The sequence below is a fragment of the Rahnella sikkimica genome, assembly GCF_002951615.1.
GTDB lineage: Bacteria > Pseudomonadota > Gammaproteobacteria > Enterobacterales > Enterobacteriaceae > Rahnella > Rahnella sikkimica.
In genome coordinates, this window is the sequence record NZ_CP019062.1 from 1,839,433 (window position 1) to 1,852,961 (window position 13,529).

Below are 13,529 nucleotides of genomic sequence, written 5' to 3' on the forward strand. Positions count from 1 at the left end.
ATCGCAGGGCATCAGAAAGCAAAACGGACGCATCAGCGTCCGTTTTTACAGGGTTCAGAAAGGTTGTTATTCAGTTTCCCGCGTAATGCCGAAATGCTTATACGCATGGTTGGTTGCCATACGTCCGCGCGGGGTGCGCTGGATAAAGCCTTGTTGGATCAGGAAGGGTTCGATCACGTCTTCTATCGTTTCGCGCTCTTCACCAATTGCCGCAGCTAAGTTATCCAGCCCCACCGGCCCGCCGGTGAATTTATCGATAATCGCCAGCAGCAGTTTGCGGTCCATATAATCAAAACCTTCCGCATCAACATCCAGCATGTCCAGTGCGCCATTCGCTACATCACCATTAATTGTGCCGTCGCCTTTGACTTCGGCAAAGTCACGCACGCGGCGCAACAGGCGGTTGGCGATACGCGGTGTGCCGCGTGAACGGCGTGCAATCTGATGCGCGCCTTCTTCCGACAATTCCAGCCCGAGGCAGGACGCACTGCGCCCGACGATGTGCTGCAAATCGGCGACCTGATAGAACTCAAGGCGCTGCACAATCCCGAAACGGTCACGCAGCGGGGACGTCAGGGAACCGGCGCGCGTCGTGGCACCAATCAGGGTGAACGGCGGTAAATCGAGCTTGATGGAACGCGCCGCCGGGCCTTCGCCAATCATGATATCCAGTTGGTAATCTTCCATCGCCGGGTACAAAATCTCTTCGACAACCGGCGAGAGGCGGTGAATTTCATCGATAAACAGCACGTCGTGAGGTTCGAGATTGGTCAGCATCGCGGCAAGATCGCCGGCTTTTTCCAGTACAGGGCCGGAAGTGGTCCGCAAATTCACGCCCATTTCGTTGGCGACAATGTTCGCCAGCGTGGTTTTACCCAGCCCCGGCGGCCCGAAAATCAGCAGGTGATCGAGTGCATCTTTGCGTTGCTTTGCCGCCTGAATAAAGATTTCCATCTGCGAACGCACGTGAGGCTGCCCAACGTATTCGCTGAGCAATTTCGGGCGGATCGCACGGTCAATGACTTCCTCTTCACCGAAAACTTCGGAAGAAATCAGGCGGTCAGCTTCAATCATCGTTTACCTCACAGCGCCGCGCGCAGCGCTTCTCTAATCAACGTTTCGGATCCTGCATCCGGTTTCGCCACTTTACTGATCATGCGGCTGGCTTCCGGGGGTTTGTATCCGAGGGATATCAGGGCGGCTACTGCTTCACCTTCGGCATCAGACTCTTTCGCTTTCGACGCCGATGCAGGTAGCGTGATATCAGTATGATTGTTAAATAGATCACCGTTTAATCCTTTAAACCGGTCTTTCATTTCGACGACCAGGCGCTCTGCGGTTTTCTTACCGACACCAGGTAACTTAATTAAGGCAGTGATTTCTTCCTTTTCCACTGCGCTGACAAACTGCTGTGCCGACATGCCTGACAAGATAGCCAGCGCCAGCTTTGGCCCGACGCCGTTGACTTTAATCAGTTCACGAAACAGCGCGCGCTCTTGTTTGTCATTGAACCCGTAGAGCAGTTGGGCATCTTCGCGAACAATAAATTGCGTGAAGATGATGGCTTCCTGACCCAGTTCGGGCAATTCGTAAAAACAGGTCATCGGCAACTGAACTTCATAGCCCACGCCGTTGGTTTCCAACAGCACCAGAGGTGGCTGTTTTTCCAGAATAATGCCTCGAAGTCTGCCTATCACGTTCATTTTCCTTATCAGGTCAAAAGCAGCAATGTTTATATCATAAAAAAGGCTGGATGGATATCCAGCCTAATGGACTTGCGGCGTCTATCGCATACGTCCGCGCGCCATCTGCAATTTATCAGAACTCAGCCGGATCGCATTCTGGCTCATGTGGCAATGTGTAATCGCAATCGCCAGCGCATCGGCGGCATCGGCCTGCGGATTGGCAGGCAGTTTCAGGATAGAACGCACCATGTGCTGCACCTGAGATTTTTCAGCAGCGCCAGTGCCGACAACCGTTTGTTTCACCTGCCGCGCGGCATATTCAAACACCGGCAAATCCTGGTTCACCGCAGCTACAATCGCCGCACCGCGCGCCTGTCCGAGCTTTAACGCGGAGTCCGCATTTTTCGCCATAAACACCGATTCGATGGCAAAAAAGTCGGGCTGAAACTGCGTAATAATTTCCGAAACGCCGGCATAAATTAACTTCAAACGCCCCGGCATATCGTCAACGACGGTACGGATACAGCCGCTGCCCAGATAGCTGAGCTGACGGCCTGTCTGACGGATAATGCCATAGCCGGTGATGCGTGAACCGGGGTCGATCCCCAGAATAATAGCCATAGCCGCTCAACGCCTTGTGTTGTCGTTTTTTTAAGAAAGTGAGGGACAGTATAAACTGCTGAGGGATTTGAGAATAGCCAGCCGGTGGGAACCACCGGCTGCGGTGAGATTACAGAGTTTCTGCGATCTCGTCGGAGATTTCACCGTTGTGGTAAACCTCTTGTACATCGTCACAATCTTCCAGCATGTCGATCAGGCGTAACAGTTTAGGTGCAGTTTCTGCATCCATATCGGCTTTGGTCGATGGAATCATGGTGACTTCTGCGGAATCCGCTTTGAAACCGGCGGCTTCCAGTGCGTCTTTCACTTCGCCCAGATTTTCCCAGGCAGTGAATACGTCGATGGCGCCATCGTCGTAAGACAGGATATCCTCTGCGCCTGCTTCCAGCGCGGCTTCCATCAGCACATCTTCATCCAGGCCCGGTGCGAAAGTAATCACGCCTTTTTTGGAGAAGAGGTAAGAAACGGAACCGTCTGTGCCCAGATTACCACCGGTTTTGTTGAAGGCGTGACGCACTTCAGCCACGGTACGGTTGCGGTTGTCACTCAGACATTCGACCATGATTGCCGAACCACCCGGACCGTAACCTTCATAAATGATGGTTTCCATGTTGGTGTCTTCGTCACCCCCGACGCCACGCGCAATGGCACGGTTCAGGGTATCGCGGGTCATGTTGTTGGACAGTGCTTTATCAATTGCCGCACGCAGACGTGGGTTTGAACCCGCATCGCCGCCGCCCAGACGTGCAGCGGTAACCAGCTCACGAATGATTTTGGTGAAGATTTTGCCACGTTTAGAATCTTGCGCCGCTTTGCGGTGCTTGGTATTGGCCCACTTACTGTGACCTGCCATAAATATCTCCAAAAAGTCTAAAGTCTTAACAGACCGAATAGTTTACAAATTCTTCAATCGCCTGCTGGTTGCTCGGGGAGACGGTCAGCGCTGCCGCTTCCGTTTTTCCCAGCCACCGGAACGCGTGATGTTCCGTAAGAACCACATCACGCTCATCGGGTAACGCCAGACAGAACCAATGTTCTTTATTACGGGTTACGCCGGGAGCATAGCGATGGCGCAAATGCGCAAATATTTCAAAGTCCTCGCAGCGGTCACAATCCTGAAGCGCCAGGTTCTCACCCGCGATGTCGATACCGACCTCTTCCATCACTTCACGCTGCGTGGTTTGACTCGGGGATTCCCCGCCTTCCAGACTGCCGGTCACCGACTGCCAGAAATTCGGGTCATCCTTTCGCTGGAGCATCAGCACCCTGCCGGTGTTTCTGGCGTAGATGACGCACAGTATCGACTCAGGACGCTTATAGCTCATTAGTTATTCTCTGTATTTGTGTCTGGTGTCACTTCTTTTTTCGCGACAACCGCAATACCGAGTTCCAGCAAAGACGCCGGATTCGCGAAGCTGGGTGCTTCGGTCATCAGACAGGCGGCTGCCGTGGTTTTCGGGAAGGCGATAACGTCACGGATATTATCGGTACCGGTCAGAAGCATGACCAGGCGATCCAGACCAAATGCCAGACCGGCATGTGGCGGTGTGCCGTATTTCAGGGCGTCGAGCAGGAAGCCAAATTTCTCGCGCTGTTCATGTTCGTTAATGCCCAGAATGCTGAACACGGTCTGCTGCATTTCGCTGCGGTGAATACGCACGGAACCGCCGCCCACTTCGTAGCCGTTGATGACCATGTCGTACGCGTTCGCGATTGCGGAAACCGGGTTCGCCGCCAGTTCCTGCGCCGTCATTTCTTTCGGTGCGGTGAACGGGTGGTGCATGGCGCTGAGGCCGCCTTCGTCGGTGTCTTCAAACATCGGGAAGTCGATAACCCACAGCGGAGCCCACATGTCTTCGTGGGTGATTTTCAGGTCGCGGCCCACTTTCAGGCGCAGTGCGCCGATTGCGTCGGTCACAATCTTCGCGCTGGCTGCGCCGAAGAAGATCATGTCGCCGTCTTGCGCGCCGGTACGTTCAATCAGAGCAGACAACAAATCCGCATTGAGGAACTTCGCGACCGGGCTCTGAATGCCTTCCAGACCCTTGGCCACTTCGTTGACTTTGATGTAAGCCAGGCCTTTCGCGCCGTAGATTTCGATGAATTTCGCGTACTCGTCGATTTGCTTACGGCTCAGCTGTGCGCCGCCCGGAACGCGCAATGCCGCCACACGACCTTTCGGATCGTTTGCCGGATCGGCAAACACTTTGAACTCGATGTTTTTCATCAGGTCAGCCACATCAACCATTTCCATCGGGTTACGCAGGTCTGGTTTGTCTGAACCGAAACGACGCATGGCTTCTGCGTAGGTCATGATCGGGAAATCACCCAGTTCTACGCCTTTGATTTCCTGCCACAGTTCGCGGGCCAGTTTCTCCATCACTTCGCGCACTTGTTCCGCGCTCATGAAAGAGGTTTCCACGTCGATCTGGGTAAATTCTGGCTGACGGTCAGCACGTAAATCTTCGTCACGGAAGCATTTAACAATCTGATAGTAACGGTCAAAACCGGACATCATCAGCAACTGTTTGAACAGCTGCGGGGATTGCGGTAATGCATAGAACTTGCCTTTGTGCACGCGGCTTGGCACCAGATAGTCACGCGCACCTTCCGGCGTGGCTTTGGTCAGCATCGGAGTTTCGATGTCGAGGAAGTCATGGCTGTCCATGAAACGACGCACGAAGCTGGTGATTTTTGCGCGCGCTTTCAGGCGGTTAGCCATCTCAGGGCGACGCAAATCCAGATAGCGGTATTTCAGACGCGCTTCTTCGGTGTTGACGTGGTTGGAGTCGAGCGGCAGCGCTTCTGAACGGTTGATGATGTTCAGCTGGCTGGCAAACACTTCCACTTCACCGGTCGCCATGTCTTTGTTGAACTGGCTTTCAGGACGCGCACGGACGGTGCCGGTTAACTGAATGCAGAACTCGTTACGCAGTTCAGAAGCCAGTTTGTAGGCTTCCGCCTGGCCCGGGTCGAAGAAGACCTGAACGATACCTTCGCGGTCACGCATATCGATGAAAATCAAACCACCCAAATCGCGGCGACGGTTAACCCAGCCACACAATGTCACTTCCTGGCCCACATTGGACGCATTCAGCTTTCCACAATATACAGTACGCATAACGGTATCCTTTTGATCCCACTACCCGGCCTCATGGCGCACAGGTACAGAAACGGTTATTCACTCTGGTCGCCCGCCGCAAAACTGTGCAGCGCGCGGAATGGGTTTTATTCGGGTCGAAAAAAGGCGGCTATTATAAAGGAATTTACGCCGCAGGATAAGTACGAACACATCAAGGCTGGCGCGGAAATTCGCGCATGTTGCTTGCTACACATAATTTAACAAAATTATCCCCATTTCGACCCACGCGTTAGCATAGACTCCCGCTATCCCCTTTGTACACGCCGTTCATTCTTCCTTCCTCTATTTACCCACTTTGATAACCGGGAGCTAAACGCCATGAAACTTGACCCTAAAACGACCGCTTTGGTGCTGATCGACTTACAGAAAGGCATTCTGCCGTTTGCCGGCGGTCCGCACACCGCGCAGCAGGTTCTGGATAACGCCACTGAACTGGCAAACCGTTTCCGTAAACTGGGCTCGCCGGTTGTAATGGTACGCGTGGGCTGGTCCGACTCTTTTGACGAAGCGCTGAAACAGCCGGTTGACGTGCCCTCTGCTGCGCCGGAAGGCGGTTTACCGGCAAGCTGGTGGGAATTCCCGGAACAACTGGGCGTCACCGATAAAGACCTGCTGGTGGTTAAACGCCAGTGGGGCGCGTTCTACGGTACGGATCTGGATTTACAGCTGCGCCGTCGTGGTATTAAAAGCATCGTGCTGGCCGGTATTTCCACCAACATCGGCGTGGAATCCACCGCACGTAACGCCTGGGAACACGGCTATGAGCTGGTGATCGCCGAAGATGCCTGCAGCGCGCACAACAACGACCATCATCAGTCGAGCGTGCAGTTTATCTTCCCGCGCATCAGCCGCGTGCGCTCAACCGCCGAAGTACTTGCCGCGTTGCCGCAGTAACGTTACCCTGCCGGAATACCCCTGACGCCGCCCGCACAGGCGGCGTTTTTTATGGAAAATCAAAGGAAACGCGGCATGTTTATTGGTTTACCACAATGGCACCACAGCGCATGGGCCCGCATCGGGCTTCGCGATCTGGCGGATTACGCCCGGTATTTCAATTGTGTCGAAGGCAACACCACGTTTTATGCGTTGCCGAAACAGGACGTCGTGATGCGCTGGCGCGATATGACACCCGAATCCTTCCGGTTCTGTTTCAAATTCCCGTCGGCCATCAGCCATAAAGCGGCGCTGGCTAACTGTCAGGAAGATGTCGATACGTTTTACCGCACGCTGGAACCGCTCGGCGAACGCATCGGCCAGCTCTGGTTACAACTTCCTCCCGCTTTCGCACCCGCACATCTCGACCGTTTATGGCAATTTCTGGATGCCCTGCCCGCCGGTTTTGATTACGGCGTTGAAGTCCGCCATCCCGATTTTTTCGCCAAGGGCGATGCCGAGCGCGCGCTGAATCAGGGGCTACATCAGCGTGGCATTAACCGCACCATTCTCGACAGCCGTCCGGTTCACAGTTCGAAATCACTGACCGAAGCGGTGCTCGATGCCAAGCGCAAAAAACCGATTCTGCCGCTTCATGCCGTCGTGACTGCGACGCGCCCTATCGTGCGTTTTATCGGCGGTGATGTGCTGGAAGATAACCAGCCATTGTTCGCGCAGTGGGCAGCCAAGCTGGCAGCCTGGGAAACACAGGGGCTTTCTCCTTATTTATTTATCCATACGCCAGATTGCACCGACGCACCTCAGCAGGCGCGCAGTCTCTGGCCCCTGCTGCGGGCGAAAATCCCCGGCGTTCAGCCTGAGCCAGACTGGCCGGAACAGGACGCGCTGTTCTAAAGTTTTCCGGATTGTCTGACGACAGTTTTACGTCTTACCGCTATCATAGTGACGCAGTGAAGCAGGTCATTGCCCCATCGGATCACAGGGAATAACCAAGGAAGTCATCATGATTAGCGCGTTATATGTCGTGCTTGCCGCCATACTTTTGATCAAACTCTCTTTTGATGTGGTACGTCTGAGAATGCAGTATCGCATTGCCACCGGCGACGGCGGCTCCTACGAACTGCAAACGGCCATCCGCGTCCACGGCAACGCCGTCGAATACCTGCCAATAGGTTGTTTATTGCTGCTGTTTATGGAAATGAACGGTGCCGGCGTCTGGATGATCCACGCCTGCGGATTGCTGCTGATTACCGGTCGTCTGTTCCACTACTACGGTTTAAAACATCGTGAATTCGCCTGGCGCCGCAACGGCATGGCCGCCACCTACATCTCACTGGTGTTGATGGTTATCGCAAATATCGTCTATCTGCCGTGGTCCCAGTTTCTGACATTTGACTAGCTTTTCCGCCGTTTTTCACGGGCAGCGCCGCGCACAGGTATCTGCCCGCCTCAGTATCTGCTAAAATTCTGCCTCAAAATTCTGCCCTTTCAATTTTTTGGTTCGACTCATCCTTATGGAAAAGCACGATACGCTGTTTTCTGCACCGATAGATAAGCTGGGCGACTGGACGTTCGATGAACGCGTCGCTGAAGTTTTCCCCGATATGATCCAACGTTCTGTACCGGGTTATTCCAACATTATTTCGATGATTGGCATGCTCGCCGAGCGCTTTGTTAAGCCCGACACGAATGTCTACGATCTGGGGTGCTCGCTCGGTGCGGCTACGCTGTCGATGCGCCGCAATATCAAGGTTTCGGGATGCGAAATCATTGCTGTGGATAATTCCCCCGCCATGGTCGAACGCTGCCGTCGCCACATCGACGCTTTTCGCGCCGACACGCCGGTTAGCGTTATCGAAGCCGATATTCTGGATATCGAACTCAAAAATGCGTCGATGGTGGTGCTCAATTTCACCCTGCAATTCCTTGAACCCGACGATCGTCAGCGCTTACTGAATCAGGTTTATCAGGGAATGCGTCCGGGTGCGGCACTCGTGCTGTCAGAAAAATTCAGTTTCACGGACAAAGACGTCGGCGAACTGCTGTTCAATATGCATCACGATTTCAAACGCGCGAACGGCTACAGCGAACTGGAAATCAGCCAGAAACGCAGCATGCTGGAAAACGTGATGCTCACCGATTCTGTCGAAACCCACAAAGCCCGCCTGCATCAGGCCGGTTTCCAGCACACAGAACTCTGGTTCCAGTGCTTCAACTTTGGCTCGCTGATTGCCGTGAAAGCCGGGGAAGCAGAATGATTGATTTTGGTGATTTTTACCGCGTGATTGCCAAAGGCCCGCTGAGCCTGTGGCTCAATACACTGCCTTCGCAACTGACCGCCTGGCAGAAAGAATCGCTGCACGGGAAGTTTAAACTCTGGTTTAACTCGGTTGACCGCCTGCCGCTGTTACAGCCTGAACGTCTGGATTTGCTGCACAGCGTTTCCGCCAACATGGAAATCCCTCTGCCCGCCGGTCAGCGCGAAGGCATCGAAAACCTGCTGCGCAATATGATGCCGTGGCGCAAAGGTCCGTTTTCGCTGTATGACGTTGAAATAAATACCGAATGGCGCTCTGACTGGAAGTGGGAACGCGTACTTCCGCACATCTCTTCTCTGGCGGGCCGAACAATTTTAGACGTGGGCTGCGGCAGCGGTTATCACATGTGGCGCATGATTGGCGCGGGCGCACATCTGGCCGTCGGTATCGATCCGATGCAGCTTTTCCTGTGCCAGTTTGAAGCCGTGCGAAAATTGCTGGGCGGCGATCAGCGTGCACATTTACTGCCGCTGGGCATTGAACAATTACCCGAGCTGAACGCGTTTGACACCGTTTTCTCGATGGGCGTGCTTTATCACCGCCGCTCGCCGCTGGATCATCTTTATCAGTTGAAAAACCAGCTGGTCAGCGGCGGTGAATTAGTGCTGGAAACGCTGGTTGTCGAAGGCGACAGTCAGCAGGTGCTGGTACCGGGCGACCGTTACGCGCAGATGGGCAATATCTACTTCATTCCCTCCGCCGAAGCACTGAAAGACTGGCTGATTAAATGCGGATTTGTGGATGTGCGCATCGCGGACGTCAGCGTTACCACGGTTGAGGAACAGCGCCGTACCGACTGGATGACCAGCGAATCGCTGGCCGAATTCCTCGATCCGAACGATCCGACCAAAACTATCGAAGGGTATCCGGCACCGCGCCGCGCGTTGCTTATCGCCCGCAAACCTTAAGCGCTGCTTTTTCCGCCAGGCGCACCGTCTGGCGGAAACTTCACCTCCGCATTTTTATCCTGCTTTCTGCCTCGCCACGCTGTACATCCGGGATTAAAAAGGTCTAACCTTTCGGAATGGCTATCTGTTTGTTCTGACAGAGATCGTGGTTAACGTTTTGGGAGGATGTATGAAATTCCCTAAAGGCAGTATCGTTCAACACAGATCCGGCGATATTAAAGGCACCGTGATGAATACGTTTGAGTCCGACAAGGAAATCGTGTCGTATTACGTTTCCTGGGAAGATGGCAGCAGCAGCCTGCATCAGGAAAACGAATTACATTGGGCCAATATTGATGTCGCCATCAAGATAAAAAACTTCTACGAAAAGTAGCCAGCGCCTCTCTGACTGACATAAATCTCCCAAATTTATTCACCTTTTCCGGCCTTAAGATCAGGACTGACGGGCATCGTGCGCCAGGCCTTTGTAAAGCTTCCTGTTTTCGTGCTTTATCGTTGGATTGATTCATACTATTTCGTGTATAAATTCGGCCAAAGTTATTCATCAGAACGCGAACCTGTCGCGGAGAAAAGTATGCGCCGGAGAATCCGATTCCTTTTTGATCGTGCCGTGATTGTTTTAGGTCTTTTTGTCATGTGCCTGGTGGTTAAGGCCGGCATGTTTGGTGTGGCATATCTCACCTGGGGCTGACACTTTCCTCACTAAATCATCACACTTATCTGTTTTGTAATCCCGATAACCTTTTTTAATGTAAAAGAAATGCTACTCTTCATAACCATTAAAATGACAAGGTTATGAAATGTCTGACTCCCACGATAATCCGGACGTTCTTCTGCGCACAGCACAGGCTCTGGAGGCTGCAATTGCATTCAGCATTGCGTCTATTTCAATTAGCCTTCCTGATGTAAAAACAGAAGTTGTGGAATCTTTGCGCCGGAACGTGGCCGGCAGCGATAACCCGACCCCAACAAATGACGCCATTGAACACCTTGTCACCCTGATTGAAACAGCGGCAAAACCCGCTATAAACCGTAATTCAGAATAAAAAAAGCCCCGCCAAAATGACGGGGCCTGGTACTTGCGCAGGGCGACGCAATAAGGGCCGTAAGACCCGGTTAAATTTTGAGATTATTACGCCGTGCGGGATATTTGATCGTCAAACTGCAATGTACTTTTCATTGCGGCAACAATATCACCGTCCACGCAATAACGACTGAATTCATCAAAATCGGTGTCGGAACTCATGGTGACACCGGCTTTGCGGTAGCGCATAGAAGAAGGAACCTGACGCCCTGCCGAGCTGTGTAATTCTGTCAGCCCGATATCGACAAACTTTTGCAGATTCGTCAGACGCACACCCGCGCCTGCCATAATGATAGGACCACGCGTGAGCTGATTCAGTTCCCGAAGCATCGGTAAACCCACTTCCGCATTTTGCTGCTGCCCGGAAGTCAGGATGCGCGCCACGCCTAGCTGAGTCAACTGCTCAAGCGCGATCTTCGGGTTCAGACACATGTCGAAAGCGCGGTGAAACGTCACCGCCATATCACCGCATAACGCCATCACTTCCCACATTCTTGGCATATCAATATGCCCTTCACCATCGAGCATGCCGAGCACCAGACCGGGATAACCGAAATCGCGGATCATCGCGATATCACTTTTTAAAACATCAAATTCGCTTTGGCTATAGCAAAAGTCACCACCCCTCGGGCGTACAATCGGATGTACAGGGATCGTCACTTTTTCCCTCGCCAGTTTGAGGGTGCCGTAACTCGGCGTAATGCCGCCATCGGCCTGACTCGCGCACAATTCGACGCGATCTGCTCCGGCTTGTTCTGCTGTTAGCGCACAATCGACGCTGTAACAACACACTTCTAATTTAGTCATGTGACCTCTCCTGAATACGGCATTATGCTACAACACTTGTCTGTAACCGGCCATGTCGCGTAGGCTTTGACATAGGCATTCCCGCCCAACTGCCTGCTTAGGAAAGCTAACTATGGCACTCAATTTTGATTTGCGGGTAGACCGCAGTCACAGTGATAGCGTTAAGTGGAATAAATATCATCAACAGGATGTGATTCCACTTTGGGTCGCCGATACCGACTTCACGTCCCCGCCGCAGGTCATTAAAGAGCTGCAACAACGCGTGGCAGAAGGTGTTTTTGGTTACGGTATTACGCCACCGGAACTGATTGATATCGTGGTTAAAAGGTTGTCTGCCCTTTATGAGTGGAAGATTCAGCCAGACTGGATTGTCTGGCTTCCGGGTCTTGTCTGCGGGCTGAACGTGGCCGTGCGCGCCAACGTTGCGCCGCACGAAAGCAGCCTGATGCCGATGCCCATCTATCCCCCTTTTATGCAGGCCGCACAATCCGAAGGCCGGCAATGTAAATCCATTCCGGTCGTTGAACAGCAACAACGCTGGGTAGCGGATTTTGCTACAGCCGAAAGCCAGCTTGATGGCGGCGAAAAACTGCTGATGTTGTGCAATCCGTATAATCCGGGCGGCACGGTTTATCGTCGCAATGAATTGCTGCAACAACAGGCATTCGCCAGTCGTCACAACCTGGTGGTGTGTTCCGATGAAATTCATTGTGATCTGATTCTGGAACCCGGCCTGAAGCACATTCCTTTTGCCTCACTCAATGCCGATGCAGAACAACGCTCGATCACGCTGATGGCGCCGTCGAAAACCTTCAATCTGGCCGGGCTGGGCGCGTCGATGGCGATCATCCCGAACCCTGACTTACGCCGGAAATTTCTCGACACCAGCAAAGGCATCGTGCCGCACGTCAATATTCTGGCGTATGTCGCGGCGACCGCCGCCTACCGCGACGGCGAAGCATGGCTTACCGCACAGCTCGACTATTTGCGCGAAAACAGGGATCTGGTGACGTCACGCATCAACGCTATGCCCGGCTTACGCATGCTGGCACCCGAAGGTACCTACCTTGGCTGGATTGATGCCAGCGCATTGCGGGTGGAAGATCCGTACCGTTTCTTTGTGGAAGCAGGTGTCGGTTTTTCCGGCGGAGCCGAATTCGGTGCGCCGATGTGCGTACGTCTCAATTTCGGCTGCCAGCGCGCCTTGCTGGAGAAAGCCCTGGACCGGATGGAAACCGCGCTGGAAAGGCTCGGGCGTTAACCCTCTTCCCTTTCGCTGGCGACAATTTCTCGCAGGCTGTGCGGGTGGAATTTAATCGTCACTGACCCGTCAGTGACCGCCAGCGTTGGGTTAGGCAAACGCTCATTTTCCCCTTTGGGCGCACTCTGCTTCAGTTTTATACCGGGCGTCATTAGCGCTTCATCGGCAATCAGTGCCAGCGCCCGCGTATACAACTCTTCTTCTGCGCCCGGCAGCACAATCTCGATATGTTCCCAGCCTTCGTGCGAATAACGCTTATCCCCCGGATAAGGCAACTCCACCAGATCAATGCTCAGCGGCCCGACCGTCAACGGCTCATCGAGTGTAAACAGACAGATTGGCCTCCCGTTAATCAGGGTTTCATTAAGCAGGCTGCCACACTTTGCCAGCCCGGTTTTCCAGCGATCGGCCGTCGTGTTCTGATGGCAGCGCACGGAAATATGATCGGCATGAAATTCACCCAGATTGATCTGCAACTTTGCAGCGAATGTCGTTAATACGTCGGAAAACCGCAACATATCGTCGACTAAATCCTGTAACTCAGGCACATGCTTCATGGCGGGCATCCTATCTCTTTTCGGTTTGCAGATCTTCAGGGTCGGGTAATTTACACAGCCTTTCATCCGGTTGCCAGAGACACGCCGCAGAATCGCGCTTTCATGCCTTCAGGACGTGCGGCAATACTGACGCCGCAGGGCTAATATGATATAAACACGCATCATTTTTCAGTTCTCCCGCAGGGGGGGACGCGTTAACAACCACATTCCCACCCTAAATCATTCGTGTTGCAGAAAAACTCTGCTGCCGAA

At 53.3% G+C, this 13,529-nt stretch carries 17 protein-coding genes; 9 read left to right on the plus strand and 8 right to left on the minus strand.

Translation table 11 applies throughout. The features are described 5' to 3' along the window. Positions 1 to 66: 66 nt before the first annotated feature. The 6 genes from ruvB to aspS all read right to left on the minus strand — a co-directional run bounded on the left by ruvB (position 67) and on the right by aspS (position 5,427). Positions 67 to 1,074 carry a Holliday junction branch migration DNA helicase RuvB gene (gene ruvB / locus BV494_RS08295; protein ID WP_104922443.1) on the minus strand — a complete coding sequence of 336 codons (1,008 nt, stop codon included), beginning with the start codon at positions 1,072 to 1,074 and terminating at the stop codon, positions 67 to 69. A gap of 8 nt (positions 1,075 to 1,082) precedes the next feature. Further along, positions 1,083 to 1,697 carry a Holliday junction branch migration protein RuvA gene (ruvA, locus tag BV494_RS08300; RefSeq protein ID WP_104924751.1) on the minus strand — a complete coding sequence of 205 codons (615 nt, stop codon included), beginning with the start codon at positions 1,695 to 1,697 and terminating at the stop codon, positions 1,083 to 1,085. Between the two features lie 87 nt (positions 1,698 to 1,784). Continuing rightward, a complete protein-coding gene (ruvC, locus tag BV494_RS08305) occupies positions 1,785 to 2,306 on the minus strand; it encodes a crossover junction endodeoxyribonuclease RuvC (RefSeq protein ID WP_015696865.1) in 522 nt (173 codons plus the stop codon). A gap of 109 nt (positions 2,307 to 2,415) precedes the next feature. Beyond that, the gene (locus BV494_RS08310) at positions 2,416 to 3,159 is read right to left on the minus strand and encodes a YebC/PmpR family DNA-binding transcriptional regulator (RefSeq protein ID WP_104922444.1); all 744 of its coding nucleotides are present in this window, start codon (positions 3,157 to 3,159) and stop codon (positions 2,416 to 2,418) included. Between the two features lie 25 nt (positions 3,160 to 3,184). Further along, positions 3,185 to 3,631: a dihydroneopterin triphosphate diphosphatase gene (nudB, locus tag BV494_RS08315; protein WP_104922445.1), complete on the minus strand. Its 447-nt coding sequence runs from the start codon at positions 3,629 to 3,631 to the stop codon at positions 3,185 to 3,187. Next, positions 3,631 to 5,427 (minus strand): aspartate--tRNA ligase, encoded by a 1,797-nt coding sequence (gene aspS, locus BV494_RS08320; RefSeq protein WP_104922446.1) that lies wholly within the window; start codon positions 5,425 to 5,427, stop codon positions 3,631 to 3,633. The genes nudB and aspS overlap by 1 nt, the downstream gene beginning before the upstream one ends. Positions 5,428 to 5,766: 339 nt before the next feature. On the opposite strand from aspS, the gene BV494_RS08325 reads away from it, so the two are divergent. The 8 genes from BV494_RS08325 (at position 5,767) to BV494_RS08360 (ending at position 10,614) form a co-directional block, all read left to right on the plus strand. Next, positions 5,767 to 6,342, plus strand: coding sequence for a hydrolase (locus BV494_RS08325; RefSeq protein ID WP_104922447.1), 576 nt, complete (start codon positions 5,767 to 5,769; stop codon positions 6,340 to 6,342). Positions 6,343 to 6,417: 75 nt separating this feature from the next. Further along, positions 6,418 to 7,236 (plus strand): DUF72 domain-containing protein, encoded by an 819-nt coding sequence (locus BV494_RS08330; RefSeq protein ID WP_104922448.1) that lies wholly within the window; start codon positions 6,418 to 6,420, stop codon positions 7,234 to 7,236. Between the two features lie 109 nt (positions 7,237 to 7,345). Next, entirely contained in the window at positions 7,346 to 7,741 is a 396-nt protein-coding gene (locus BV494_RS08335) for an MAPEG family protein (protein WP_104922449.1), read from the plus strand. Positions 7,742 to 7,856: 115 nt separating this feature from the next. Further along, positions 7,857 to 8,600: a carboxy-S-adenosyl-L-methionine synthase CmoA gene (cmoA, locus tag BV494_RS08340; RefSeq protein WP_104922450.1), complete on the plus strand. Its 744-nt coding sequence runs from the start codon at positions 7,857 to 7,859 to the stop codon at positions 8,598 to 8,600. After that, entirely contained in the window at positions 8,597 to 9,568 is a 972-nt protein-coding gene (gene cmoB, locus BV494_RS08345; protein WP_104922451.1) for a tRNA 5-methoxyuridine(34)/uridine 5-oxyacetic acid(34) synthase CmoB, read from the plus strand. The genes cmoA and cmoB overlap by 4 nt, the downstream gene beginning before the upstream one ends. A 169-nt stretch (positions 9,569 to 9,737) precedes the next feature. Further along, positions 9,738 to 9,941 (plus strand): hypothetical protein, encoded by a 204-nt coding sequence (locus tag BV494_RS08350; protein ID WP_104922452.1) that lies wholly within the window; start codon positions 9,738 to 9,740, stop codon positions 9,939 to 9,941. 78 nt (positions 9,942 to 10,019) lie between these two features. After that, on the plus strand, positions 10,020 to 10,259 hold the full coding sequence (locus BV494_RS08355; protein WP_104922453.1) for a hypothetical protein: 240 nt from the start codon (positions 10,020 to 10,022) through the stop codon (positions 10,257 to 10,259). Positions 10,260 to 10,368: 109 nt separating this feature from the next. Then, complete coding sequence (locus BV494_RS08360) at positions 10,369 to 10,614, plus strand: hypothetical protein (RefSeq protein WP_104922454.1); 246 nt, start codon at positions 10,369 to 10,371, stop codon at positions 10,612 to 10,614. Positions 10,615 to 10,700: 86 nt separating this feature from the next. On the opposite strand, the gene cutC is transcribed toward BV494_RS08360, so the two are convergent. Continuing rightward, a complete protein-coding gene (gene cutC, locus BV494_RS08365; RefSeq protein ID WP_104922455.1) occupies positions 10,701 to 11,459 on the minus strand; it encodes a copper homeostasis protein CutC in 759 nt (252 codons plus the stop codon). A gap of 112 nt (positions 11,460 to 11,571) precedes the next feature. Between cutC and BV494_RS08370 the strand changes: the two genes are divergently transcribed. Then, complete coding sequence (locus BV494_RS08370; RefSeq protein WP_104922456.1) at positions 11,572 to 12,720, plus strand: MalY/PatB family protein; 1,149 nt, start codon at positions 11,572 to 11,574, stop codon at positions 12,718 to 12,720. On the opposite strand, the gene BV494_RS08375 is transcribed toward BV494_RS08370, so the two are convergent. Further along, entirely contained in the window at positions 12,717 to 13,277 is a 561-nt protein-coding gene (locus BV494_RS08375; protein WP_104922457.1) for a VOC family protein, read from the minus strand. The two genes, BV494_RS08370 and BV494_RS08375, sit on opposite strands and share 4 nt — an antisense overlap. Between the last annotated feature and the right edge of the window lie 252 nt (positions 13,278 to 13,529).

What these genes read in the sequence shown, in the direction of transcription:
- ruvB (WP_104922443.1), bottom strand. Translation starts at nt 1,074, where the DNA reads ATGATTGAAGCTGACCGCCTGATTTCTTCCGAAGTTTTCGGTGAAGAG.
- cmoB (WP_104922451.1), top strand. Translation starts at nt 8,597, where the DNA reads ATGATTGATTTTGGTGATTTTTACCGCGTGATTGCCAAAGGCCCGCTG.
- ruvC (WP_015696865.1), bottom strand. Translation starts at nt 2,306, where the DNA reads ATGGCTATTATTCTGGGGATCGACCCCGGTTCACGCATCACCGGCTAT.
- BV494_RS08370 (WP_104922456.1), top strand. Translation starts at nt 11,572, where the DNA reads ATGGCACTCAATTTTGATTTGCGGGTAGACCGCAGTCACAGTGATAGC.
- BV494_RS08325 (WP_104922447.1), top strand. Translation starts at nt 5,767, where the DNA reads ATGAAACTTGACCCTAAAACGACCGCTTTGGTGCTGATCGACTTACAG.
- cutC (WP_104922455.1), bottom strand. Translation starts at nt 11,459, where the DNA reads ATGACTAAATTAGAAGTGTGTTGTTACAGCGTCGATTGTGCGCTAACA.
- BV494_RS08375 (WP_104922457.1), bottom strand. Translation starts at nt 13,277, where the DNA reads ATGAAGCATGTGCCTGAGTTACAGGATTTAGTCGACGATATGTTGCGG.
- BV494_RS08335 (WP_104922449.1), top strand. Translation starts at nt 7,346, where the DNA reads ATGATTAGCGCGTTATATGTCGTGCTTGCCGCCATACTTTTGATCAAA.
- cmoA (WP_104922450.1), top strand. Translation starts at nt 7,857, where the DNA reads ATGGAAAAGCACGATACGCTGTTTTCTGCACCGATAGATAAGCTGGGC.
- BV494_RS08310 (WP_104922444.1), bottom strand. Translation starts at nt 3,159, where the DNA reads ATGGCAGGTCACAGTAAGTGGGCCAATACCAAGCACCGCAAAGCGGCG.
- BV494_RS08330 (WP_104922448.1), top strand. Translation starts at nt 6,418, where the DNA reads ATGTTTATTGGTTTACCACAATGGCACCACAGCGCATGGGCCCGCATC.
- aspS (WP_104922446.1), bottom strand. Translation starts at nt 5,427, where the DNA reads ATGCGTACTGTATATTGTGGAAAGCTGAATGCGTCCAATGTGGGCCAG.
- BV494_RS08360 (WP_104922454.1), top strand. Translation starts at nt 10,369, where the DNA reads ATGTCTGACTCCCACGATAATCCGGACGTTCTTCTGCGCACAGCACAG.
- nudB (WP_104922445.1), bottom strand. Translation starts at nt 3,631, where the DNA reads ATGAGCTATAAGCGTCCTGAGTCGATACTGTGCGTCATCTACGCCAGA.
- BV494_RS08350 (WP_104922452.1), top strand. Translation starts at nt 9,738, where the DNA reads ATGAAATTCCCTAAAGGCAGTATCGTTCAACACAGATCCGGCGATATT.